Annotated in this window: 19 protein-coding genes; 7 read left to right on the top strand and 12 right to left on the bottom strand. The window is 69.2% G+C overall.

Features of this window, described 5'->3' with window-relative positions:
• Positions 1 to 718 precede the first annotated feature (718 nt).
• From ACIRA5_RS04010 to ACIRA5_RS03990, 5 genes are all read right to left on the bottom strand, one after another.
• A complete protein-coding gene (locus ACIRA5_RS04010) occupies positions 719 to 2332 on the bottom strand; it encodes a bifunctional 3-(3-hydroxy-phenyl)propionate/3-hydroxycinnamic acid hydroxylase (RefSeq protein WP_403686946.1) in 1614 nt (537 codons plus the stop codon).
• An 8-nt stretch (positions 2333 to 2340) separates the two neighbouring features.
• Complete coding sequence (locus ACIRA5_RS04005; RefSeq protein ID WP_403686945.1) at positions 2341 to 3204, bottom strand: 3-carboxyethylcatechol 2,3-dioxygenase; 864 nt, start codon at positions 3202 to 3204, stop codon at positions 2341 to 2343.
• 295 nt (positions 3205 to 3499) lie between these two features.
• Positions 3500 to 5062 carry an AMP-binding protein gene (locus ACIRA5_RS04000; RefSeq protein ID WP_403686942.1) on the bottom strand — a complete coding sequence of 521 codons (1563 nt, stop codon included), beginning with the start codon at positions 5060 to 5062 and terminating at the stop codon, positions 3500 to 3502.
• 202 nt (positions 5063 to 5264) lie between these two features.
• Entirely contained in the window at positions 5265 to 5645 is a 381-nt protein-coding gene (locus ACIRA5_RS03995; RefSeq protein WP_403686940.1) for a hypothetical protein, read from the bottom strand.
• 61 nt (positions 5646 to 5706) lie between these two features.
• Positions 5707 to 6255, bottom strand: coding sequence for a TetR/AcrR family transcriptional regulator (locus ACIRA5_RS03990; protein WP_403686938.1), 549 nt, complete (start codon positions 6253 to 6255; stop codon positions 5707 to 5709).
• Between the two features lie 223 nt (positions 6256 to 6478).
• Between ACIRA5_RS03990 and ACIRA5_RS03985 the strand changes: the two genes are divergently transcribed.
• The 3 genes from ACIRA5_RS03985 (at position 6479) to ACIRA5_RS03975 (ending at position 10110) form a co-directional block, all read left to right on the top strand.
• The gene (locus ACIRA5_RS03985; protein ID WP_403686936.1) at positions 6479 to 7957 is read left to right on the top strand and encodes an aldehyde dehydrogenase family protein; all 1479 of its coding nucleotides are present in this window, start codon (positions 6479 to 6481) and stop codon (positions 7955 to 7957) included.
• 43 nt (positions 7958 to 8000) lie between these two features.
• Positions 8001 to 8780 carry an SDR family oxidoreductase gene (locus ACIRA5_RS03980; protein WP_403686935.1) on the top strand — a complete coding sequence of 260 codons (780 nt, stop codon included), beginning with the start codon at positions 8001 to 8003 and terminating at the stop codon, positions 8778 to 8780.
• Positions 8781 to 8901: 121 nt separating this feature from the next.
• Positions 8902 to 10110, top strand: a complete 1209-nt coding sequence (locus ACIRA5_RS03975; protein ID WP_403686933.1) for a cytochrome P450 — start codon at positions 8902 to 8904, stop codon at positions 10108 to 10110.
• A gap of 54 nt (positions 10111 to 10164) precedes the next feature.
• Here the strand turns inward: ACIRA5_RS03975 and ACIRA5_RS03970 are convergent, their stop codons facing one another.
• The 6 genes from ACIRA5_RS03970 to ACIRA5_RS03945 all read right to left on the bottom strand — a co-directional run bounded on the left by ACIRA5_RS03970 (position 10165) and on the right by ACIRA5_RS03945 (position 15661).
• Positions 10165 to 10977 (bottom strand): HpcH/HpaI aldolase/citrate lyase family protein, encoded by an 813-nt coding sequence (locus tag ACIRA5_RS03970; protein ID WP_403686932.1) that lies wholly within the window; start codon positions 10975 to 10977, stop codon positions 10165 to 10167.
• Entirely contained in the window at positions 10974 to 11801 is an 828-nt protein-coding gene (locus tag ACIRA5_RS03965; RefSeq protein WP_403686930.1) for a MaoC family dehydratase N-terminal domain-containing protein, read from the bottom strand. Before ACIRA5_RS03965 ends, ACIRA5_RS03970 begins: the two co-directional genes overlap by 4 nt.
• 20 nt (positions 11802 to 11821) lie before the next feature.
• Entirely contained in the window at positions 11822 to 12241 is a 420-nt protein-coding gene (locus ACIRA5_RS03960; RefSeq protein WP_403686929.1) for a Zn-ribbon domain-containing OB-fold protein, read from the bottom strand.
• An 80-nt stretch (positions 12242 to 12321) separates the two neighbouring features.
• A complete protein-coding gene (locus ACIRA5_RS03955; RefSeq protein WP_403686927.1) occupies positions 12322 to 13470 on the bottom strand; it encodes an acetyl-CoA acetyltransferase in 1149 nt (382 codons plus the stop codon).
• Positions 13467 to 14495, bottom strand: coding sequence for an acyl-CoA dehydrogenase family protein (locus ACIRA5_RS03950; protein WP_403686924.1), 1029 nt, complete (start codon positions 14493 to 14495; stop codon positions 13467 to 13469). Before ACIRA5_RS03950 ends, ACIRA5_RS03955 begins: the two co-directional genes overlap by 4 nt.
• 11 nt (positions 14496 to 14506) lie before the next feature.
• Entirely contained in the window at positions 14507 to 15661 is a 1155-nt protein-coding gene (locus tag ACIRA5_RS03945) for an acyl-CoA dehydrogenase family protein (RefSeq protein ID WP_403686922.1), read from the bottom strand.
• Positions 15662 to 16694: 1033 nt separating this feature from the next.
• Here ACIRA5_RS03945 and ACIRA5_RS03940 point away from each other — a divergent pair.
• The 4 genes from ACIRA5_RS03940 (at position 16695) to ACIRA5_RS03925 (ending at position 20621) form a co-directional block, all read left to right on the top strand.
• Positions 16695 to 19100, top strand: a complete 2406-nt coding sequence (locus tag ACIRA5_RS03940; protein ID WP_403686919.1) for a nitrate- and nitrite sensing domain-containing protein — start codon at positions 16695 to 16697, stop codon at positions 19098 to 19100.
• On the top strand, positions 19097 to 19540 hold the full coding sequence (locus tag ACIRA5_RS03935) for a roadblock/LC7 domain-containing protein (RefSeq protein WP_403686917.1): 444 nt from the start codon (positions 19097 to 19099) through the stop codon (positions 19538 to 19540). The genes ACIRA5_RS03940 and ACIRA5_RS03935 overlap by 4 nt, the downstream gene beginning before the upstream one ends.
• Before the next feature lie 105 nt (positions 19541 to 19645).
• Positions 19646 to 20020: a DUF742 domain-containing protein gene (locus tag ACIRA5_RS03930; RefSeq protein ID WP_403686915.1), complete on the top strand. Its 375-nt coding sequence runs from the start codon at positions 19646 to 19648 to the stop codon at positions 20018 to 20020.
• Positions 20001 to 20621 (top strand): GTP-binding protein, encoded by a 621-nt coding sequence (locus tag ACIRA5_RS03925; RefSeq protein WP_403686913.1) that lies wholly within the window; start codon positions 20001 to 20003, stop codon positions 20619 to 20621. Before ACIRA5_RS03930 ends, ACIRA5_RS03925 begins: the two co-directional genes overlap by 20 nt.
• A gap of 308 nt (positions 20622 to 20929) precedes the next feature.
• On the opposite strand, the gene ACIRA5_RS03920 is transcribed toward ACIRA5_RS03925, so the two are convergent.
• On the bottom strand, positions 20930 to 22279 hold the full coding sequence (locus ACIRA5_RS03920; protein ID WP_403686911.1) for a TetR/AcrR family transcriptional regulator: 1350 nt from the start codon (positions 22277 to 22279) through the stop codon (positions 20930 to 20932).
• Positions 22280 to 22864 lie beyond the last annotated feature (585 nt).

Below are 22864 nucleotides of genomic sequence, written 5' to 3'. Positions count from 1 at the left end.
GGGGCAACACAGGCGGTCGCTCTGGGAGCCGCCGCCGCAGCGGTATGACTAACTGCTGACCCATGTCGACCCGCCACAACAGCTACCGCCTCAAATGGCCCCAGGAACACGGCCGCCAGCACCCGCAGCCACCGACCCTCCGCCTCGCCAACCTGCCCACCCACACAGCCCCACCAAGATCGACTTAACGTCAGCGGGATTGCGTCAGGACCCGGACGCGCGTGCCGTGGCGCTCGCGTCTCCCTGAGTAGTACGAGGTGTTGCGGCGATTCGGCCAATAGGCAGCTGCGTGCCGTCCAGGATGACGAAGGGCTACGTACGGGCGATCTTCGTCGCGTGAGCCACGGACGGGGCGAGTGCGGCCAGGACGCCGATGGCTTCGATTATGGAATGGAGGGGTACAGGGTCGCGATACCGATGCCGAACCCGGCGAGCTGCCGGCAAGTGTCGCGGCGGCCCCGATGGGCCCAGGGCGAGCAAGGCCTGACGGCCCACCGGGAGCCGTCGCCAGCGGGTTCCGCTCTGTTGTTGCCGGGCACGAAGGTGCGCAGTCGGAGATCGAAGAGCGCGGCTGATCAGATCGATCGACGCCGGGCAGACAAGCACGCGAAACGCGGACATGGGTGATCTTGATTGAGACTCGGTCTACCAGGAGTTTCGTGGTTCCGACGGCCAGCACCCGCCAACGCCCCAACCACACCTTCAGGTTCAAAGCGGCTCACTGTTCGAGGAGTGCCAGGAAGGCCCCCAACACACGCTCAAGATCTGCGGCCCGACACGCCGCAGCCACGTAACGATCCGGCCGGACCATGTAGACCTCGTCAGCCGGCCGGGACAGTACCAGATCCCGCAAATTCCCGTCGACATCGAAGACGTCCAGGGCCTCGGAAGCCAGATCGGCCGCTTCGGTGCTGTCGCGCTGGTAGACCGTCGCAGGCCTCACCTGCACCAGTACGCCGCCCTGAGCCCGCAGCCGCCCGACCGTGTGCGTGCTCAACGCACGGGCCACGTCGGGCACCAGTCCCACCACCGCGATCCGCGAGCCCAGCACGTCGTCCAGCCGCCGCGCACCGTCGTGGTCGGCCGAGTGGACCATGGGCTGCGGAAACGCCCGGCCCACCAGCGAACCACCCTGGGACGCGGCGGCGCCGACGACCAGGCCCTCGGTGTAGCGCGGCACGGGCTTGTGCTTCATCTGAAGGATGTAGTCCCGCGCGCCCGGCACCTTCTGGGCACCCCGGAACAGGGTGCTGCGCACCCGCTCGGTCAACGGGCTCTTCGCCTTGTACATCTGGCCCATCCGCGTCGCGAACTTGACCATCTCGGAGGCGTTGGAACGGCGCTCGCTGTCGTAGCTCGCCAGGATCCGCTCCGATGCCCGGCCGTCGACCACAGCGGCGAGCTTCCAGGCCAGATTCGTCACATCACGGAAGCCGGAGTTCATGCCCTGCCCGAAGAAGGGCGGTTGCATGTGCGCCGCGTCCCCCACGAGGAAGACCCGGCCGACCGAGAACTCCGCGGCGGTGCGGGAGTGGTGCCAGTACACGTCGGCTCGTACCACGGGCGGCACCGGCGAATCGGGATAGAACCGCTTGAGCAGGCGTTGCACACGATCGGGGTCGCTCGCGGCCGCCGGGTCCTCCTCGGCACGGATCTGGAACTCGAACCGGCGGTAGCCGAAAGGCAGCGGGATGGTCATCGACGGCCGCACCGACGACGTGTAGACGGCGGAGTAGGGCGCGTCCCAGGTGTCCTTCTCGACATCGATGACCAGCCACTTGACCGGCGCCGTGTCTCCCAGCATCTCGGTCCCCAGGACGCCGCGCACGAAGCTGCGGCCGCCATCCGCGCCCACCGCGTAGCGGGCCCGCACGGTGCTCTCGGTGGTGCCGGTACGGATGCCGAGCCGGACACCGTCCTCGTCCTGGCTCAGACCGGTCACCTCGGTGTCGGTCCGCAGCTCGACCGTCGGATAGCCGGCGAGATGTTCCCGCAGGCGTTCTTCGAGATACGGCTGGTAGAACAGGTTTCGTCGCGGCCAGCCGTAGGGCTGTGCGCTCGGCGCCACGTGCGCCAGTACCGTGCCCGCCGCGTCGTGATAGCGGATCGGCATGTTCTGGAGCGAGTTGTCCAGGACCACCTGGGCCAACCCGAACGACTGGAGGGTCCGGATGGCCTCATCGTCGATGCCCACCGCACGGGGGTAGGCGACGATCGACCCGCTCGCCTCCAGCACCACCGCGGAAACCCCGGCCTCGCCCAGCAGGTTCGCCAGCGTGGCACCCGCGGGTCCCGCTCCGACGATCGCGACGTCGCAGTCGAACTCGTTCATGTCCCCTCCTAACCGACCGGCTGGGCGGTCATCGCCCCCATGCCTGTGATCCATTCGCCCACCGGTTCGTAGGCCAGGGTGCGCAGACCCCTCCCGCCCGTGGTGGCCGCCGCGGCGAGCCAGGTCCTGACCTCGTGTGCGCCCACCCCGGCCACCGGCTCACAGGTGCGCGTCATCCGGATCAGTTCCCCGGTGTCCCAGGACTCCATCGCCGCGAGGAACTGGCGGTCCCAGTCGGGATTCATCCGGCTCCGCGCCTGCCCGGCCGCGCCCTGGTTGAGCGTGCGGCGCTCGTCGTCGGAGAGGTCGTAACGGTCGGTGGCCAGGCTCGCCGGATGGTGCGCCAGGCCCCCGGTGCCGATGACCAGCACCCGCCGGTCCAGCGTGGCGAGGAACCGGCCGACCGCGGCACCGTAGTCGAGCACCCGGGCGGCATCGGGCAGCGGCGGGCCTGCGCAGTTGACCGGCATCGGGATCACCGGGACCGTACCGACGCCGCCGAGAAAGTGTTCCAGCGGCTGGCCGAAGGCATGATCCAGCTCGATCGACCGGCAGACCGCCACGTCGAACCGCGCCTGCAGCAGGAACTCACTCAGCTCAAGCGCGAGGTCTCTGGGCACATCGAGGGCGGCCCCCTGCTGTGCTCCCTCGGCCCTCAGCCGGGCGGTGAGGGCGACCCCGAAGGCCGGCACGACCGTCGTGAACGCACGCCGGTGGTCGCCGCCGAAGAGCAGCACCACCTCGGGCGCGAATTCCGCAATGGCGGCGCGCCCCTGTGCCACGCCGGCCCGGAAGGACCGGCCCAGCCCATGTTCGGTATCGCGGTCCATCCCCGGGGCATGGCTGGCGCACAGCACCATGGTCGAACTCATCACGCGCCTTCCTCGAACCTCAGCGTCAAGTGCACACACTGTCAGAAACATTCTGTGTCAGAACTTGCCGCCTGTCCAGAAACAAAGTCGCGACGGAGTCACACCAGCGAGATCCACGCCCGAGAGGAGGCGGACAAATAGAAGATATCGCCGTTTTTTGAGGCATCTTCCAGCGCAAGCCGGGCAGTCGGCCCGGCGGATCGCGGGGCAGGTACGGGCCACAAGGCGTCGCGAGAGCCAGGGCACTGTGGCTACACATGGTCAGATCTTGTGCTGCGGACAGCGGCTCACCGACTCACGCACGACCAGGCGAGGTGGACTGTCCCCGAGGGGCGAAGCGCTCCCGAAGCTCACGCTTGACCACCTTGAGCAGCGCGTTGCGCGGCAGATCCTCGACGAGCTCCAGCTGGACCGGCAGCTTCCGCTTGTTCAGGCCTCCTGCCAGCAGCCTCGCGCACAGCTCCTCGAAGACGGGCGGATCCGCGGGGTTCGCCGGAACGACCACCGCGCACACCCGTTCCCCCGTGACGGTGTCGGGCAGGCCGATCACGGCGGCGTCGGCCACGCCTGGACAGGCGAGCAGCGCCTCCTCCACCTCCCGGGCCGAGATGTTCTCCATGTTCCGGATGATCACGTCCTTGAGCCGCCCGGTGATCGTCAGGTAACCCTTCTCGTCGAGCATCGCCAGGTCACCGGTACGGAAATAGCCGTCCCCGTCGAACGTGTCGGAGTCCAGATCCGCGTCGACGTAGCCCAGCATCAACTGGGGTGCCTTGACCCGCAGTTCACCGGACTCCCCCGGCGCGGCCTCAGTGCCGTCCGATCGTACGATCCGGGCCTGAGCGCCGGGCCCCGGCCTGCCTTCGGTGGTGGCCAGCTCGTGATCACCGTCACCCGGCGCGGCCCAGGCGAAGTACGGGCATTCGGTCAGCCCGTAGCCGGACACCACGCCGACCCCGCCGAGTACCGAACGGATCTCCTCGTGCAGCGCGGCGGTCCGGGGCGCGCCACCGACGAGGAAGGCCTTCAGACCGGGGAACAGCGGACGATCCGGCCGCGCCCGCTGTTGCTCGATCAGCGTCCGGGCGAACGGCACGCCATTGCCTCCGAACGTCACTTGGCGTTCGCTCAGCAACTGCGTGCTGGCGGGCGAGAACACGTCGCTGACCAGCAGCGCACACCCGGTCTGGAGTGCGGTGACGACATGCAGCACGCCGCCGACGTGGGCCATGGGGGCCAGGGCGGCGACGCGGTCCTGCGGGCCCGGACGAATGGCCGCGCAGAAGGTGGTCGAGGCGGCGATCAGGCCGGGGTCGGTGTGCCGAGCGCCCTTGGGCGACGCCGTCGTGCCGGAGGTGTAGAACAGCCAGCGCACCCGTGGCGAAGCCGATTCCGGCTCCAGTTGCGCCGGATCGCCTTCGGGCAGTGCTCCGTCGATGACCAGCACGTCGAGACCGGGCACGTCCCGGGCGACCGCCGCCGCCATCTCAGCGTGCGGGAAGCCCCGGAAGTCCGGCGGCACGAGGAGCAGCTCCGACCCGGCCTGGGCGCAGATGAACCGTACGTCCGGCTCACGCAGCATCATGATCAGCGGGTTCTGCACGGCTCCGAGCCGCGCGAGCGCCGCGATCACCACGATCGTCTCGAGCCGGCTGGGCAGCTGCCACGAGACCACGGTGCCGCGCCGGACTCCTCGCCTGGCCAGACCTGCCGCCACCCGTTTCGCGTCGGCTTCGAGGCCGCCGAACGTGAGCTGCCGGCCATGCTCGTCGTAGGCGAGGACCGCTTCCGGCGTCGCGGCGGCCCGCAGACCCACCAGCTCCCAGATCCGGTCCGCCGTCAGACGGCTGTCTTTCATCCTGCCCATCTCCGTTCCGATGTCCGTGATCCCGCAGCGGGACACGGCGGCCGTCCATGGCACAGCACTGTCCGGGTGCGCCGGCGCGCAGGTTCATCGGAGCGTTCCCGCGGGCCGACGGGTCGTACAGGCGGGCACATCGGGTCCGGTCGGCCACTCGACGACCGTGGCGCAGCGCATCCGGCACCGATCACCCGCACGATCAGATCCCCTGGTCGGCCTCCGCACCCTTCTCCAGGCGTGGTCCACGCGGCCGCCAGGCCGTCATGGTCATCGTCTCCCGGTCCATCGCCTCACTCATCGGCATCTCTCCGCTCCGGACCCGGCGCCCGAATTCGGCCAGCACGTCGTCCACGTCCCGGTCCAACTCGTAGGCCGCCAGGTGGGAATGCCCGGCGGGCAGCGACTCGGAGGCGTCCTCGGCCTTCGACGGCGGGGTCTGCGCGTTCTCGTAGAAACGGGCAGCGGTCACGCCCGGCACCGCGAGCACATCACCCAGGTGCCGATGCTCGTACCAGTCGGTGAACTCGTCCTCACGGCCCGGAACGGGGTTCGAGAACACGAGGAGCAATGCGTCGGCCATCAGCCGATCCTTTCGCAAGGGTGTCGCGGCCTCGGACGATGAGCGTCCGGAGCGGACGGGCTCAGCAGTTCTCCACAGGCCGGACGGGGAGTGCGGCCAGGACGAAATCGGCCAGTGGGGACGCGTACTCATGGACGTGTCCCCGGACGTGCTCGCGCTCGTGGGCCTTGATGGACAGCGCGTACATCACCACCGAACCGTACAGCGCCTCGGCGAAGGGCGAGATCTGGGTGCCCGGGGGCAACTCGCCCCGGCTGACTGCTCGTTGCATCATGCCACGCACGTGTTCCCGATGCGCGGCGATGATCTGCTCCTGGAACGGCGCGAACGTCTCCAGTCCGACGGTGGCGTCCATCGCCACCCTCATGGTCACCCAGCCGGCGGGGTCGAGGAAATGGGAGAGCAGGGTCGCGGCCAGAGCTCTGGCATCGTCCGCCAAGGAGTCGGTGTCGCAGGGGGCGGACGGCTGCATGAGCTGAGCGATGGCGTCGGCGAGCAACTGCTCCTTGGTGGGCCAGCGCCGGTAGAGGGCGGCCTTGCCGATGCCCGCGCGGCGGGCGACCCCGTCCAGGGTGAACGCGGACCAGCCGACCAGACCGTATTCGGCCATAGCCGCCTCCAGCGCACGTGGCGTGAGGCTGGGATCGCGCGTCCTGCCCGGCCTGGATCTCGGGGTCGCCTCAGTCTTTCGGTCCGGCTGCGTCATGCGAAACATACTGCCCCACCTATTGCAGACGAATATTGTCCGTATTAACGTACGGCCACAGAAAGCCCACGCACAAGGCGTCGTCCGGTGCGTGAGCCCGTCCCTTGAGAGGACATCACCGCACACCATGAGCGACAAGATCACCGTCGATCGCACCAGGCCCGCCGTCCATCTGAGAATCGGGGGCGAGCGGCTAACCTCCGGCTCGGGCGGAGTACACGACCACATCGACCCGGCCACCGGCCAGGTGGACGCGCGAATCCCGCTCGCCGGCAGCACCGAGATGGACCGTGCGGTACACACCGCGCGGGCGGCGTTCGAGAAGTGGCGACACGTCCCCCCGGCCGAGCGCAGGCGCCTGCTGACCCGTCTCGCGGATCTGATCGAGGAGAACCTCGGCGAGTTCTCCCGCCGCGCGGCCCTGGACAACGGCACGCCGGTCTCCGTCGCCGCCGGAATCGGCCAGATGGCCATCGAGTGGACCCGCTACTACGCGGGTTGGGCGGACAAGCTCTCCGGGGACGTCACCACGACCCGGACCACAGACGGCGAACTCGGTTACACCCTGCCGCTGCCCTACGGCGTCATCGGCGTCATCATCACCTGGAACGGTCCGCTGATCTCCCTGGCGATGAAGATCCCGGCAGCCCTCGCGGCGGGGAACACCGTGGTCGTCAAGCCCTCGGAACTGACCCCGTTCAGCGGCGAACTCTTCGCGGACCTGATCGAGCGGGCCGGATTCCCCGCCGGTGTCGTCAACGTCCTTCCCGGCGCCGCCGAAGCGGGCGCCGCCCTGGTGGAACACCCCCTGGTGGAGAAGATCAGCTTCACCGGCGGCCCCGCCACCGCCCGCAGGATTCTCACGGCCTGCGCCCAGGACATGAAACCCGCCGTCCTTGAACTGGGCGGCAAATCGGCCCAGTTGGTCTTCGAGGACGCGGATCTGCAACAGGCCTGCGCGTTCGGCTCGATGCTGGCCCTGGCCACACTCAGCGGCCAGGGATGTGCCTTCCCCACCCGCATGCTGGTGCAGCGCCCGGTCTACGAGGAGGTCATCGAACGGGTGGCCGACATGGCGCGGGCCATCGCCATCGGTGATCCCTTCGACCCGACCACGCTGTCCGGGCCGGTGGTCAACCAGGCGGCGGTGGACCGGATCCAGGGCATGGTCAAGCAGGCCAAGGCCGACGGTTCCCGGCTCGTCATCGGCGGCGGCATGGCGAACGGGCGCTTCGAAGGCCCGCTGTCCGGCGGCTACTTCGTCGAACCCACGGTGTTCGCGGACGTGGACCCGAAGTCCGAACTGGCCCAGACCGAGGTCTTCGGCCCGGTCCTGGCGATCATCCCCTTCGACACCGAGGAGGAGGCCGTCGAGATCGCCAACGGAACCCGCTACGGGCTCGCCTCCTACCTGTGGACCAACGACCTCGGCCGCGCCCACCGGGTGACCGAGGCCCTGGAAGCCGGCGAGGTGCTCGTCAACGGCGCGACGGGGCTGGCCGTCAACCGACCCTTCGGCGGAATCGGCATCAGCGGAGTCGGCAAGGAAGGCGGCCGGGAGGGCATCGCCGAGTTCCTGCGCGTCAAGTCCATCGCTTTCAAGTGATCATCGCCCGCGGCCTTTCGGCCGTCGAAGTGGAGAGTACGTCGTGAGCAGAGCAACCGCCGACTGGTCCCTGGACGGGAAGGTCGCCGTAGTCACCGGAACCGCTCCGGGCGGCATCGGTGAAACCTACGCGCGAGCGCTGGCCGAGGCCGGGGCATCAGTCGTGTGCGCCGACATCCAGGCCTCCGGTGCCAAGGCCGTGGCCGACACCCTCATCGGCGAGGGGCACCGGGCCGTCGGCGTCGGCGTCGACATCACCGACCCCGACTCGACCGATGCCATGGCCGGTGTCGCCGTGCGTGAGTACGGCGGGGTGGACATCCTGGTCAACAACGCCGCACTCATGGCGCAGTTGCCCCAGATACCCGTCCTGGACTACGACCTGGAAACCTGGCACCGGGCCATGGACGTCAACGTCAACGGCGCCCTCCACTGCTGCCGCAGTGTCGTGGACCTGATGCGCGAACGCGGTGGCGGACGCATCGTCAACCAGTCGTCCGGCGGCGCCTACCCGCCCTCCTCGGTCTACGGGATCACGAAGATCGCGTTGGTCGGCCTGACCACCGCGCTCGCCCGTGATCTGGGACCGGACCACATCTCCGTCAACGCCATCGCCCCCGGGATGGTGGAGAGTTCCGCCAGCCTGGCCATGGTCCCGGAGGGCTCGCCCTTCCGGACCATGATGGAACAGGTCGTGGTGATGCGTCCGGCCGGCCAGACCACCGACCTGATCGGTGCCCTCCTGCTGCTGACCGCGCCGGCGGGCGACTGGATCACCGGTCAGGTGCTGCATGTGGACGGCGGCTGGATCCTGCGCCCCTGACCGCGGAGCCGGGCGCGACCTCCCAGCCACCGGGGCGCGACGCCTCGGTCCCTGGGCGGGAGCGCCCGGTCGCCGGTCGAGCGCTGTCCACGCCCCCCTGTCGTACGACCAAGGAGAAGGAATGACCACGAACTCCGAACCGCCCGCCTTCCCATTGCTGCGACCGAAGCACGACCGACTCGCCCCTCCTGCCCAGTTCGCCGACTGGCGTGCGAGCGAGCCCATGACGCGGGTGTCCATCGGCGGAAAGGTGTACCCCTGGGTGGTCACCAGGTACGAGGACGTCCGTACCGTACTGGGCCACCCGGGTTTCAGCTCCGACCAGAACCGACCGGGGTTCCCCAACGGTGCCGAGGGAGGCAACCAGCCGCCCGGTGCCCTCACCGCCATCGACCCGCCCACCCATGACGTCATGCGTCGGGCTCTGACCCGGGAGTTCATGGTCAAGCGCATCGAACGCCTGCGACCGGCGATCGAGCGCGTCACTCACCGGTTCCTGGACCAGGTGGCGGAACGGGGAGGCGGCGACGACGGCGTCGACCTGGTCGAGAACTTCTGCCTTCCCCTGCCCTCCCTGGTGATCTGCGAACTGCTCGGTGTGCCCTACGACAACCATGACTTCTTCCAGAAGGAGTCGCAGACCCTGGTGGACCTGCGTTCCACACCCGAACAGGTCGGTGCGGCCTTCGGCGCGCTGGGCGCCTACCTCCAGGAGCTGATCCAGGAGCGTCAGCGTGTGCCGGGCGACGACGTGCTGACGACCCTGGGCGAAAGGGCCACGGCCGGGGACATCACCCTGGACGAGGCGCGCGACCTGGGCGCGTTCCTGTTGCTGGCGGGGCACGAGACGAGCGCCAACATGCTCGGCCTGAGCGCTCTCGCGCTGATGCGCAACCCCGAGCAGACAGCGGTTCTGCTGGAGAGCCCGAAGAGCGCTGTCGACGCCGTCGAGGAGCTGATGCGCTATCTGTCGATCGTCCACGGCGGCCTGCGCAGGCTCGCCACGCAGGACGTGGAGATCGGCGGAGCCACGATCAGGAAGGGCGAGGGAGTGATCGTCCCGCTGTCCGCCGCCAACCATGACCCCGAGATGTTCGAGGAGCCGGAAGTACTGGATCTCAAGCGCCAGGAGGCCCGCCGGCATATGGGCTTCGGCTTCGGTATCCACCAGTGCCTGGGGCAGCCGTTGGCCCGTCTAGAACTGCAGATAGCGCTTCCCGCGCTGTTTCGCCGCTTCCCGGACCTGCGGCTGGCGGTCCCCTCGGAGGAACTCACCTTCAAGGAGACCGCGGTCGTCTACGGCCTGCACCGACTGCCCGTGACATGGTGACCGCCTGAGAGGTGACCCCTGCCCCGGGCGTCGATCACGCTTGGCCCGGGCGGCTCACTCGGCCTGGGCCCGGGCGATGATGGCCTGGGCGCGCAGCACCACGGGGGTGTCGACCATCTGACCGTCGTGCACGGTCACCGAGCCGGCCCGGGCGCTCTCGACGACGCTGTGGGCCCAGGCCGTCTCGGTGTCCGTGGGCGCGAAGGCGCGGTGGGCGATGTCGATCTGGCGGGGGTGTATGCAGAGCTTTCCCGTGAACCCGAGTTCGGCGGCGTGCGCGAGGTCGGCGTGGAGCGGGCCGTCGTCGTCGAGTGTCGTCGTGACGCCGTCGACGGGGGCGTCGCACCCGGCCGCGGCAGCGGCGAGCACGACCGCGGACCGTGCGTACCGGAGCGCTGCGTGCGAGCGGTGGTCGACGCCCAGCTGTGCCGCGAGGTCGACGCTGCCGAATGCCGGGCGCACCACCGGGATCACCATGCACAGTTCCATCGCCTGCTTGACGCCCATCGCCGTCTCGATCAGCGGGATGATGCCGGTGGTGGCACCCAGGCGCCGGGAGAGGGCGGCGAGTTGGGCCGGGTCCTCGGCCTTGGGCACCATCACGGCACAGTCCCGGTCGGTGACCGCGGTAATGTCGTCGTCGTACCACGGGGTGCCGGTCCCGTTGACCCGCACGACCGCCCGGTTGCCCCGCGCGAGCCACGAGCGGACGTGTTCCCTCGCCTCGTCCTTGGAGTCCGGGCCGACCGCGTCCTCAAGGTCGAGGATGACGATGTCCGCGCCACTGGCAGCAGCCTTGGCGAACCGGTCCGGCCGGTCCCCCGGCACGAAGAGGAAGGTCCGGGCGGTCGCGATCAGGTCCCTCATCGGTCGATGCTCCTCAGAGATCCCTCGGCCGTCCGACGGCCGTGGATGTCGCGGACGGCTGTGCTGATCGCGTCCTGGTCGCGGACGGCCCGGACCACCATGCCCTGGTGGTCGAAGAGCGGTGCGGTCAGCCGGTACTCGAAGGACTGGTCCCCGCCTCCGCCGCCCGCGCGGGCCGCCTCCGCCATGGCGAGCGCCTGGAGCGGTCCGTGGGTCAGCAGCCCCGGATAGCCCTCGACGTCACGTGCGTAGTCACGGTCGTAGTGGATCCGGTGCGCGTTGTAGGTGAGTGCCGAGAACCGGAACAGCAGGGTCGGCGACACGTCGATCGACCACTCGTCGGTGGCGACCGGCTCGACCGGAGCGGGCGGAGTGTCCTCGGGAGCGGGCGACGTCCCCGGTGTGGTCGGCCGGTAGACGATGTCCTGTCGCTCCTCGACCACGACCTGTCCGGACTGCAGAACGTGATGTTCGACGGCCACGAAGGTCAGCGGCCCGGACCGCCCGGTCTTCTCCGCGACCGAGAGGACTCTGCTGCGCCTGGTCGCCGGTTCCCCGCAGCGCAGCAGGCCCTGGGTCCGGACCCGCCCGCCGGCCCACATGCGCCGACGCCCCGGTCCCGGCGGCGCGGGGATGCCGGAACTCAGCGGGTGGCCGTCCGCGCCCAGATCGGTCTGCGCGGGACGGTCCAGCAGGTAGATCCAGTGCCAGAGCAGCGGCAGCCCCTCGCGCTCCAGGTCCGGCACCAGCAGGTCCAGCAGGGCTCCGAGCGCCTGGGCGGGCTCGGGTCGCAGGACCTCGGTCCGCTCGACGTAGTCGGTCACTTGGCGCACTCTTTCCGTTCTCAGCCCGCCGGCCGGAAGACCGGCGCGGTGATGTCCTCGGTGCGGACCTCGAAGTCCACCGTCAGTGCCATGCCGATCCGCAGCTGCTCCGGAGAACAGCCGACCACCTGCGTCATCACCCGCGGGCCTTCGGCGAGTTCGACGACGGCGGCGACATAGGGCAGCTGGTCGCGGAACGGCGCCAAGTCGTTCATGTGCACGATGGAGTAGGTGTAGAGGGTGGCGTCGCCCGATGCCCGCGTCGGCGAGACGTCCTCGCTCCAGCAGAACGGACATTGGGGCCGCGGGTAGTGGTGAACCCGCTCGCAGGCGCCGCAGCGGGCGATCAGGAACTCGCGGTCGCGGTATGCGTCCCAGTAGACCCGGCTGTCGTCGTCCACGGTGGGAAGATCTGTTCTGCCGGCGTTCGTGACCGTCATCCCTCATCTCCTTGCGCTCGTTGTCGTTCGGCACGATGTGCCGGCTGCTCGGTCCTGTCAGATGGAGTCCGCACAGCGGGTCACGGCCCGTCCGCGCCCAGGATCAGCGTGCCGCTGGAGCAGAACCAGCCGCCGGTCCCGCTGACACAGGCGAGCCTGGCGTCGGGAACCTGCCTCGGGCCGGACTCCCCCCGCAGCTGCCGTACGGCCTCGACGACCAGGAACAGCCCGCGCTGCCCTGGGTGGCAGGCCGACAGTCCGCCGCCGTCAGTGTTGGTGGGCAGGGCGCCGCCGAGTCGCAGTCTGCCGTCGGCGACGAAAGGGCCGCCCTCGCCCTTCTTGCAGAACCCGAGATCCTCCATGGAGATGAGGAGCATGGAGGTGAAGGCGTCGTAGATCTCGCAGACGTCGATGTCCTCGGGGGTGACCCCGGCCCGCTGGAAGGCGAGCGGACCGGAGACCGCCGCGGGTCCGGTCGTCATGTCCTCCCACTGGCTCATGGACACGTGCGAGAGGGCCTCACCCGATCCCAGTACCCACACCGGCTTCCCGGGCAGGTCCGCGATCCGGTCCTCGGCGACCAGCACGACGGCCGCCGCCCCGTCCGAGCGGATGCAGCAGTGCAGCTTGGTGAACGGGTCGGCGATCATCCGGCCGGACAGCACCTCGTCCACCGTGATCGGGTCGCGGTAGGCCGCCTCGGGGTTGTCCTTCGCGTTGGCCCGCGCGGACACCGCGACCTCGGCGAGCTGCTCGATGGTCGTGCCGTACTCGTGCATGTGCCGGCGCGCGGCCATGGCGTACTTGCTGATCAGCGTGTGGCCGTAGGGCACTTCCCACTGCGAGGGGCCGCGCGAGCCCCAGTCGAGGTTCGCGGTGCGCAGCCCGCCGCGCAGGTCCGACCGCGCGGTCGAGCCGTAGGTCACCAGCACCACGTCCGCGTGGCCTGCCGCGATCGCGTCGGCGGCGTGCGCCACCATCACTTCCCAGGACGCGCCGCCCACGGTCGTGGAGTCGATCCAGCGCGGTCGCAGGCCGAGGTACTCAGCGACCTCGACCGGTGCCATGGTGCCTTGCCCGGTGGAAGCGAGCCCGTCGATCTGGTCCTTGGTCAGCCCTGCCTCGGCCAGCGCGCGGCTTCCGGCCTGGGCGATCAGCCCGTACGGGTTCGTGGCGGCCGACGAGGTGTCGGCCAGCGCCACTCCGGCGATCACGGTACGACGACTCACGAGGCGACCTCCTGGGCGAGCAGTTCCTTGAGATGGTCGCGGGGGGAGCCGAAGAACTGGTCGAGAACGCGGGCCCGCTTGAGATAGAGGTGTGCGTCGTGCTCGTCGGTGAAGCCCATCCCGCCATGGATCTGGATGTTCGCCTCGGCGCCGTCGATCGCGGCCCGGCCGGCCACCGTCTTGGCGGCCAGCACCTGGAACTCGGCGTCGGGGAGGGCAGAGGAGAGGCTGACGGCCGCGAACACCGTCTGCTGCCACGCCGCCTCCGCGGCCACCGCCATGTCGGCGCAGGCGTGCTTGATCGCCTGGTTGACCCCGATCGCACGGCCGAACTGGACGCGGTTGCAGGCGTGTTCGACGGCCTGGTCCCGGACCGCCTCGGCGATGCCGGCCTGGAGGGCGGACGCCAATACCAGCCCACGCAGCCGGACCGGATCGTCGTCGGTGGGGACCCAGCACGACAGGGAGACCTCGTCGAGGACCGCCGTGGCCAGCCTGGTACCGGGGTCGATGCACCCGGCGGACTCGATGCCTCCCAGGCGCTCCGTCTCCACCAGGCCCGCATAACCAGGCTCGACGACGAGCACGTACTCGGCGTCCGTGGCGTCGAGGAAATCGAACCCTCCGCTCACCGGGCCACCGTCACCCGGCACTCCGTCACGTCGCCGCGCGAGTCCCACCAACGTCTCGCCCACGACGATCGACCGCGCGAGGTCGCCACGGCCGGCCAGCATCGCCACTCGGGCACCCAGCACCGAGGAGACCAGCGGCCCGGGTACGAGACGCCGGCCGAGCTCCCGGAACAACAGCACCTCGTCGTCCAGCTGAAGGCCCAGCCCCTGGGATTCCTCGGACGCGCTCACACCGAGCAGGCCCAGCTCCGCGGCGGCGGACCACAGTTTTCGCGTGATCGCGGTCGGCTCGTCCTGACGGTCCCTGATGGCGCTCACGGGTAGCTGCTCGCGGCAGAACTCCGAGGCGACGGCGACCAGTTCGAGCTGGTCGGACGACGGGAGAAGATCCATGATTCCTCCAGTTACCGCGGCAGTCCGAGGACACGGTCGCCGATGATGTTGCGCTGGATTTCCGACGTGCCTCCACCGATCGAGGCACCGAAGGAGTGCAGGTAGTAGCCGGACCAGTCGACAAGCCGCTCGCGCAGCGGAGTTGAGCGCAGTCCGTCCGCACCGAGGACGTCCATGGCCAGCCGGGCCACCCGCTTGGCCATGTCCGCGTAGTACAGCTTGAGCATCGAGCCTTCCGGTCCCGGCTGAACCGCCGTCAGGTTGCGGCAGACGCCGGCATAGGTCATGGCCCGCAGCGCCGACACCTCGGCGCGGGCGGTCGCCAGGCGACAGGCCAGTTCCTCGTCGGCGATCGCCGGGCGGCGGCCGTCCGGGCCGGTGCAATCGCGGGCGATCTCGATCAACTGCTCAACCAGCCGGGCGAGTTGAACCTGGCTCGCGGTGAAGGCGGTGCCCCGCTCGAAGGAGAGGGTGGACATCGCGACCCGCCAGCCGGCGTCACGTTCTCCGACCACGTTGGACACCGGGACGCGAACCTCGTCGTAGAAGACCTCGCAGAACTCCGCCTGGCCGTCCATGGTCCGGATGGGACGGACGTCGATGCCGGGAGAACTCATGTCGCAGATGAGCCAGGTGATGCCCTCGTGCTTGGTGCCGCCGCGCGTGGTGCGTACGAGCAGCTCCTGATAGTCGGCGACCATCGCGAAGCTGGTCCAGATCTTCTGCCCGGTGACGACGAAGTGGTCCCCGTCGAGCTCGGCCTTCGTGCTCAGTGAGGCGAGGTCCGAGCCGGCGCCGGGCTCGGAGAACCCCTGGCACCAGATGTCCTGCCCCCGCAGGATCCGGGGCAGATGGAAGGACTTCTGCTCCTCCGTGGCCTGGGCGATCAGGGTGGGACCGGCGTGGTTGAGGCCGACGAAGCACGCATCCATGCTGGGCAGTCCCGCCCTGGCGTACTCCTCGTGCCAGATCAACTGCTGCACGAGGGAGGACCCGCGCCCGCCGTATTCATCCGGCCACGCGATCCCCGCCCATCCCCCCTCCCACTGCTCACGCTGCCAGGCAAGGTCGAACTCCCGCATCGCCGCGGCGTCGGCGCGCGGTCGCGGCTCGGTGGGCGCGTGCTCGTTGAGCCACGTTCGCACCTCTTCGCGAAAGTCCACCATTTCATCTGAAAAGTCGAGATCCACACCCATCCCCTTCTACGGCTGAGGCCCCGGCCGAACCCGTATCGATCCCGCAGGCATCGCGCCGACCCTGGCCGCGTGCTCCACGTACCTCGCTGCGGCACATGCGCCGATCTCACTCATATCTGACACACTGTCCATGACCTGCCAGGCATGCCGGGACGCCCCACGTCAGGCATAGCGTGACGGAAGGACCACGCCAGCCCTTCCTTCACTCGAAGAGCTTATTTCTGACATCGAGTCTACGGTACCGCACAGCTCATCCCCTAGTCGAGCACTCACCGACGCGCACCGGATACCGCCATGAGCAGGCAGTCAGCAGCGGATCCGCACGGGGAACCTCACGCGCGCGGCAACGTAGTGCGGTGCCGGATCGACGGAATCTGACAGCATGTGTCGCGACCGAGAAGCCCCGCGGCCGGAGCGGCAGCGGGTCGCCAGCCCTCGACGGGCGTGACCTCACAACGAGACGAGGCAGACCCATCCACAGGGCCGATCCGACGCGGAGTCCCATGAATTCAGGCCGTCACCCCGCGACCGAACGCACTTCACGCCTCTTTGGCGTGTTACTCATGTCACACACTCGTCCGGGTCATACCCCTTGCCACAGCGCAACCGGCAACGGGTCAGCCGCGCCCCCACCCCGCCCCGGGACACCTCTCGCACGTCCATACGCAGCCGAAACATCGCTGAGAGAATCACCTCCGGTACAGCTTGTGATCGGCACCGGCCATGACGGGGGGTCAATTCCCGCCCATCCGGACGACTTGACCCCTGTCGTGGGGCTCGATTACATACCAGCCATCAAAGCGGCGGGCTCAATCGCCGGTCGCCTTCCCGCTCGCGTGCGTTCAGTACGCCGTTCTCTCCCATCCCTCGCCCTTCGTCGGCGTGTTTTGTCGTGCCCGGCTGAGCCCGCGCGCATGTGCCGCCCCGGAAAGGACCCGCTCGTGCCGTACACCCCGGACAACGAACCCGCGGCGCGCCGCGCCACCGGACCTCGGAGCCCTCGATGACCGGACGCCGGGGCAGATCCGCGCAAAGAAGCCCCGGCACGGGCCAGGGGGCGCGCCCGGGCCGCAGCATCCGGGCTTCGCTGGTCGCGCTCGCGCTGGTACCCGGGCTCGCGCTGATCGTTCTGTGGGCCAGCGGTTCGGCGGTGTTGCTCAACCAGTGGCGCCAGGCCAACCGCGACGAAGCCGCGTCCAAGACTGCGTTCGCCCTCATGCCCGTGATGAACGGACTGCAGAAGGAACGGCTGCAGACCGTCACCTGGCTCGCTTCGCCCGGTTCGCGTACAGCCCTGGACGCCCAGCGCCGCGAGACCGACGCCGCGCTCGCCGGCTTCCGCAGGACGGACGCCGTCTCGGGGAAGGACGGAACGGCCGGCTACCTCGCCCGGCTGCGGACCGTGCGCACAGAACTCGCCGGGCTGACCACCGAACGGGCCGCGGTCGACACTCACAAGGAGTCCCGGCGACAGGCCTACACCGACTACACCGCCACGGTCACCTCCGTACTCAATCTCTTCGGCGCTCTGAGTGCCCAGAACGGCGACACCGCCACCGACGCCGGCCACACCCTGTCGTTCTTCCGTGCCACGGAGAAGCTGTCGCAGGAGAGCGCCCTGCTCGCCCAGGCCGCCGCGTCCGGCCGACTGAGCACGGCCGAGCGGGCCGACCTGGCCTCCGCCGCGGCCGTACACACCGCTCTCCTGACCGACGAGGTCACGCCCTACCTGCCGGCGGACGAACGCACGGCACTCGCGCGGATCACGAGCGGCCGGGACTGGACGGATCTGACCGCGCTGGAAGCTGCGATCCCCGCCGCGCCCGAAGGCAACGGCGACACCATCGCGGTCCACCGCTTCCCAGACACCAAGGCAGCGGCACCCGCCCGGGTGACGGCGTCGATGGGCAGCGTGCTGAACCAGTACCTGGCGGTGATCGGCAAGGAGGGCACCGACCGCACCTCGGCGCTGTTCACCCGCGTCATGCTCGGCAGCGCACTCGCCCTGATCGCCGTCCTCGCCGTCGCGGCGATGTCGTACCGCATCACGCGCTCGCTGATCGGCCGTATGTCCAGCCTGCGCAGGGAGACACTGGAACTGGCTCAGGACCGCCTGCCCGAGATGGTCGCCCTGCTGCGCGCCCAGGGCAGTCGGGCCGAAGTCGACGGACTTCCCGAACTCGACTACGGAAGCGATGAGTTGGGCAAGGTCGCCGAGGCCTTCAACACCGCCCAGCGCACCGCTGTCACCGTGGCGCTGGAACAGGCCCAGCTACGCGAGGGCGCCCGTCTGGTATTCGTGAACATGTCGCGCCGCACCCAGGTCCTGGTACACCGTCAGCTCACCCTGATCGACGGCATGGAACGCCGCGAACAGGACCCGGACCTCCTCGCCGACCTGTACACCGTCGACCATCTGGCGACGCGTATGCGACGCAACGCCGAGAGCCTGACCGTGCTGAGCGGCTCGACTCCGCGCCGCCGCTGGAACCAGGCGGTGCCGCTCAGCGACGTGCTGCGCAGCTCGGTGTCCGAGGTCGAGGGCTATGCGCGGGTGGTGGTCGATCCGATGCCGTCCGTCGCCGTGATCGGGCCCGCGGTCGGCGACACCATCCACCTCATGGCGGAGCTGATCGAGAACGGCGTGACCTTCTCCCCGCCGCACACCGAGGTACGGGTACGGGCACTGCCGGTGGCGCAGGGTATCGCGGTGGAGGTGGAGGACCGAGGCCTCGGGCTGTCGGCGGCGGAGTACGCGACGGCCAACGCCATGCTGCACAATCCACCGGACTTCAGCTTCACCTCGCTGGGCGAGGACCCCCGCCTGGGCCTGTTCACCGTCGGCCACCTGGCGCAGCGGCACGGCATCACCGTCACCCTGCAACCCTCTTCGTACGGCGGGGCCATGGCCGTCGTCGTAGTCCCGCAGGCACTCGTCGCGCCGGTCACCGACGACGCGCCGGAGTCTCTCGCTCCCCGCGACGACCGCCGTCTCGCCTCCGTACCTCCGGCGCCGACGGCATCGACTGGGGTGACGGCGGGCGGCATGCCCGTACGGACCAGGACCGCTCCGCCCGCTGCCGCCCCGACCTCGTCCGGACCTCGGCGCGGCGGCTCCGGCAAACTGCCCCGCCGGGTACGGCAGGCCCACCTCGCCCCGCAACTGCTCCAACAACAGGAGGAACTGGCCTGCGACCCCGGCCAGGGCGATGTACCGGAGCGCCGTCCGGAGCAGGCGCGGTCGATGCTGGCGGCCCTCCACGAGGGCACCCGCCGCGCCCGGGCCCAGGAGGACGTCCCCTCTCCGGTCTGGCAGCCGGCACCGCACGCGACCGATCCGCCAAGCCCCCCGCACGCCGATCCGCGTGCGATGCCCTCCCGCCCTCGCCCGAGAAGGAACGCCCCATGACAGCAACCGACACCGCGCACAGCGGCCTCGCTTGGCTCCTGGACAGCCTGATCACCCGGATACCGGAGACCCGGCACGCGATCGTGCTGTCCCAGGACGGTCTGCTGGTCGGCGCTTCCGGCGAAATGTCCCGAGAGGACGCGGAGCAGCTGGCCGCCATCGCCTCAGGACTCCAGTCCCTGGCGCACGGCACCAGCCGCCACTTCGGCGGGGGTTCGGTGCAGCAGACCGTCATCGAGATGAACGATCTCTTCCTCTTCGTCACGAACGCGGGCGACGGCGCCCGGCTCGCCGTGCTCGCCACCTCGGCGGTCGACGTCGGCAGTGTCGGGTACGAGATGACGATGCTGGTGCGGCAGGTGGGTCAGTTCATGTCCGCTGCGCCACGTCTCCCCGAGTACCGGGCTGCCGACGAGCCGTACGCGGGCCGGCATGAATGAAGCGCCGGTCGTGGGAAGACCCTTGGGCGGACGACGACGCAGCCCCCTTCTTCCGCCTCCTCCCGGGTGCCGGGCCACCGGGGCGCCATCTGCGGGTGAGCATGAATGAGGCACTGGTCGCAGGAGGACCCCTGGACAGACGACAGCGCGGGCCCGCTCATCCGTCCTTACACACTCACAGGCGGCCGGACCCGGGCCACCGGGGCCGACATCGAACTCATCTCGCTGGTGACCACCATCCGGCCGCCGACCCGCGCGCAGCGGCTGCAACCCGAGCAGTACCAGCTGCTCGCCCTGTGCCGTGTCCCGACCGCTCTGGTGGAGGCCGCCGCGCGACTCGACCTGCCGATCGGAGTCGTCCGGGTGCTCCTCGGTGACCTGCTCGACCACGCGTTGGTCTCCGTTTCCTCCCCCTCCGCGGCCGGTGCTCCGGACGTCCAATTCCTCCAGGCAGTGATCGATGGCATACGCAGAATCTGACCCCCGCCCCGGCGCCCATCCGGAACTCGCCCCCGACGCCGCGTCGGCCAAGATCCTCATCGCCGGAGGTTTCGGTGTCGGCAAGACCACCCTGGTGGCCGCCGTCAGCGAGACCCAGCCCCTACGCACCGAGGAACTCATCACCGAGGCCAGCACGGGCGTCGACGACCTCGCCGGCATCGAGCACAAGACCACTACGACGGTGGCCATGGACTTCGGCCGGATCACGCTCAGTTCGTCGCTCGTCGTCTACCTTTTCGGCGCACCCGGACAGGATCGCTTCTGGTTCATGTGGGACGACCTGTCCCGCGGAGCCCTCGGTGCCGTCGTCCTGGCCGACACCCGACGACTGGACGGCTGCTTCGCCTCCGTGGACTTCTTCGAGCACCGCGGCATCCCCTTCGCGGTGGCCGTCAACTGCTTCGACGGCACATGTGAGGAGGACACGGAAGAGATCCGCGCCGCCCTCGACCTGTCCCCCGAGGTCCCCCTCGTCCTATGCGATGCCCGCGACCGCGAATCCGTCAAGTCCGTGCTGATCACACTGCTCGAACATGTCATGCGCGGGCTCGCCGCGCGGGTCTCCGCGAGCATGTCCTGACAAACCGTTCCCTGAGAGTCTCGGAACGCGCACTCGATCAGCGCACGGATCGACCCCCGGCACCAGCCGTGGACTGCGGAGGGCCGAGGGCGGTGCCGGCAGTCCAGCGCGGACCCGCCGTGCATCGCCCGTGGGCTGGTCGGCAGACTCGATTGTGGCCTCGGAGCGGCGGGCTCGAAGGCCTGAACTCGGCGCCCCTTACTCGGTGCCCCAACCGACGACGACATCGTGCCGGTCGGCCCGAGAGCTTTGGAACTACCGGTCCCTCGATCCGGTAGGAGCGGCGACCCGCTCGGTGACCGCGCAGGTCATCGCGCGATCTCGTCAGCCTGGTGACTGTTGAGCAGTCCCCGCTCCAGCACGACAGCCAGAAGCTCCACGATGTCTGATTCGCTCAGATTCGGAGCGACGTCTGCGGCTTCCCCCGGAAGTCGGTCGAGTACCGCTATGAACACCCCGGCGGCGACATCGGGATCAAGGGGATACGAACGTTCGATCCTGGCCAGAACCTGGACCACCGCCGCACGCAGCGCGGCATTGCTCTGCTCTGCCATGCGCGCAATCTCCGGATCGGTCACGGAGCCCTGGGTCCACGTGCGGAGCACCCCTCTGTAGCGCCGGTGGAACGTCACGAACTCACCGAGCCATCGCCGCAGCGCGGCTCCGCCGTCAGTGCCGGGCCGGATATCGGCCAGGCCTGGGAGCAGGTCGTCCAAGGCTGCCTGGCACTCCGCGGACAACCGCCGGAGCAGATCCAGCTTGTCCTCGAAATACTTGTAGAACGTGGCCCTGGCAAATCCCGCCGCGATGATCAACTCGTCGATGCTTGCTTCGTGATAACCCCGCCTGGCCAGTAGTACGGCGCCGTGGTCAAGGATCCGTCGAGCGGTCTCGGCCGCACGTGCTCCGAGTTCCCCGCCAGGCCATACCGACGTTCGAGCCCGCGGCGGCACCATCCCAGGGGTCGCGAGGTCGTGCGCCAGACGCGAGCCGTCATCAAGTATCCCGAGCACATGAGTCGGGGTGTCCGGGAAGAGCATCAACTGCATCGGCACGGACAGTCCATCGACCGCTTCCTCCGGGCCGGGCAGGGCAAGGGTCCCCCGGTGCCGAAGGTAGTTGAAATGGCTGACGATGGCGGTGAGGGCGAGTGCGGCTTCGCCCGCCTCCATACCGGCGACTCCACTGGACACCAGCCGCCCGGCAATCCGGCCGTTGTACGACCTGATGAATCCGAGGACCGTCGGCCGGACGGTGTCGCCGGACTGGTCGACATGCTCCCACTCCACAAACATGGTGGCGTACTTGTCGTAGACCCATGCCCACTCGCCGAGCCACCAGCGCAGGTTGTCGAACCCCTCTTCGGTCGGGCCCAGAGGACCTAGGCGGCGCACCACCCTCATGAGTGCGCTGCCGCACTCGTCGAGGAGCTCGACGAAGATCTGTTCCTTGCTCTCGAAATACTGATAGAGCGCCGCCCGCGAGACCCCGGACGCGCTCGCGATGTTCTCCACGGACGTGCCGTGGTACCCGAACTCGCCGAACAGGGCAAGCGCTTCGGCAACGATACGGCGTCGTGTCTGGGCGCCTCGCGCCCCCACGTGCGGGCTGGTCGGCCCGTATCCATCGCGCCGCAGATTTCGTTCCTCTGACATCATGTTTAGTGTACAGGCATCGCCACTTTGAGCAGCGCGGACGCCGTGTTCGCCGTCACGCCCGACGTCCTGCGCGACATCAGTCCACCCAGAAGTGAACGGATCCCGGCGCAGCGTGACCCATGGCTTCACCTGGTCCTGCGGGCCAAATCGGGGGTCCGTGCGGACCCGACGAGCAGCCGTCCGTGAACCGCCGCAGGTTTCGCAGAGCCGGATCTTGACGGCTGCGGCAAATCGTGGCCGGGCTGCCGCGCCACGCCAGAAGACGTCTCGGCTCGGCCTTGAAGATGGCGTTCAGCATCGCGGTCATCGCGTCTCCGGTACGTCCAACGGCATCTCGGTCCACCAGCGTTGGCGAGGCATCGGCTGATGGCCGTCCACGAACCGGCGTCGAGGACCTCCGCCACGTGATTCTGGCCGGATCAGATCCGCACACGAGGCGGCGTCCCCCCAGGTGGTGCAGCCGGTCAAGTCGCCGCAATCCGCAGGCGGGCGGCGCCGACTCCGTGCAACCGGGCGCTCAACTCGCCCCAGCAGGGCGCCTCGTAGACCACCAACTCGGCGAAGATCACCTGGAGCCTTGTACCG

This window comes from Streptomyces sp. NPDC096311 (genome assembly GCF_044763085.1).
Lineage (GTDB): Bacteria > Actinomycetota > Actinomycetes > Streptomycetales > Streptomycetaceae > Streptomyces.
This window is presented reverse-complemented; position numbering and strand designations above follow the sequence as displayed.

Coding starts and splice junctions, on each gene's coding strand:
- ACIRA5_RS04010 (WP_403686946.1), bottom strand. CDS start 2,332: ATGAACGAGTTCGACTGCGACGTCGCGATCGTCGGAGCGGGACCCGCG.
- ACIRA5_RS04005 (WP_403686945.1), bottom strand. CDS start 3,204: ATGAGTTCGACCATGGTGCTGTGCGCCAGCCATGCCCCGGGGATGGAC.
- ACIRA5_RS04000 (WP_403686942.1), bottom strand. CDS start 5,062: ATGAAAGACAGCCGTCTGACGGCGGACCGGATCTGGGAGCTGGTGGGT.
- ACIRA5_RS03995 (WP_403686940.1), bottom strand. CDS start 5,645: ATGGCCGACGCATTGCTCCTCGTGTTCTCGAACCCCGTTCCGGGCCGT.
- ACIRA5_RS03990 (WP_403686938.1), bottom strand. CDS start 6,255: ATGGCCGAATACGGTCTGGTCGGCTGGTCCGCGTTCACCCTGGACGGG.
- ACIRA5_RS03985 (WP_403686936.1), top strand. CDS start 6,479: ATGAGCGACAAGATCACCGTCGATCGCACCAGGCCCGCCGTCCATCTG.
- ACIRA5_RS03975 (WP_403686933.1), top strand. CDS start 8,902: ATGACCACGAACTCCGAACCGCCCGCCTTCCCATTGCTGCGACCGAAG.
- ACIRA5_RS03970 (WP_403686932.1), bottom strand. CDS start 10,977: ATGAGGGACCTGATCGCGACCGCCCGGACCTTCCTCTTCGTGCCGGGG.
- ACIRA5_RS03960 (WP_403686929.1), bottom strand. CDS start 12,241: ATGACGGTCACGAACGCCGGCAGAACAGATCTTCCCACCGTGGACGAC.
- ACIRA5_RS03950 (WP_403686924.1), bottom strand. CDS start 14,495: ATGGATCTTCTCCCGTCGTCCGACCAGCTCGAACTGGTCGCCGTCGCC.
- ACIRA5_RS03945 (WP_403686922.1), bottom strand. CDS start 15,661: ATGGTGGACTTTCGCGAAGAGGTGCGAACGTGGCTCAACGAGCACGCG.
- ACIRA5_RS03940 (WP_403686919.1), top strand. CDS start 16,695: ATGACCGGACGCCGGGGCAGATCCGCGCAAAGAAGCCCCGGCACGGGC.
- ACIRA5_RS03935 (WP_403686917.1), top strand. CDS start 19,097: ATGACAGCAACCGACACCGCGCACAGCGGCCTCGCTTGGCTCCTGGAC.
- ACIRA5_RS03930 (WP_403686915.1), top strand. CDS start 19,646: ATGAGGCACTGGTCGCAGGAGGACCCCTGGACAGACGACAGCGCGGGC.
- ACIRA5_RS03925 (WP_403686913.1), top strand. CDS start 20,001: ATGGCATACGCAGAATCTGACCCCCGCCCCGGCGCCCATCCGGAACTC.
- ACIRA5_RS03920 (WP_403686911.1), bottom strand. CDS start 22,279: ATGATGTCAGAGGAACGAAATCTGCGGCGCGATGGATACGGGCCGACC.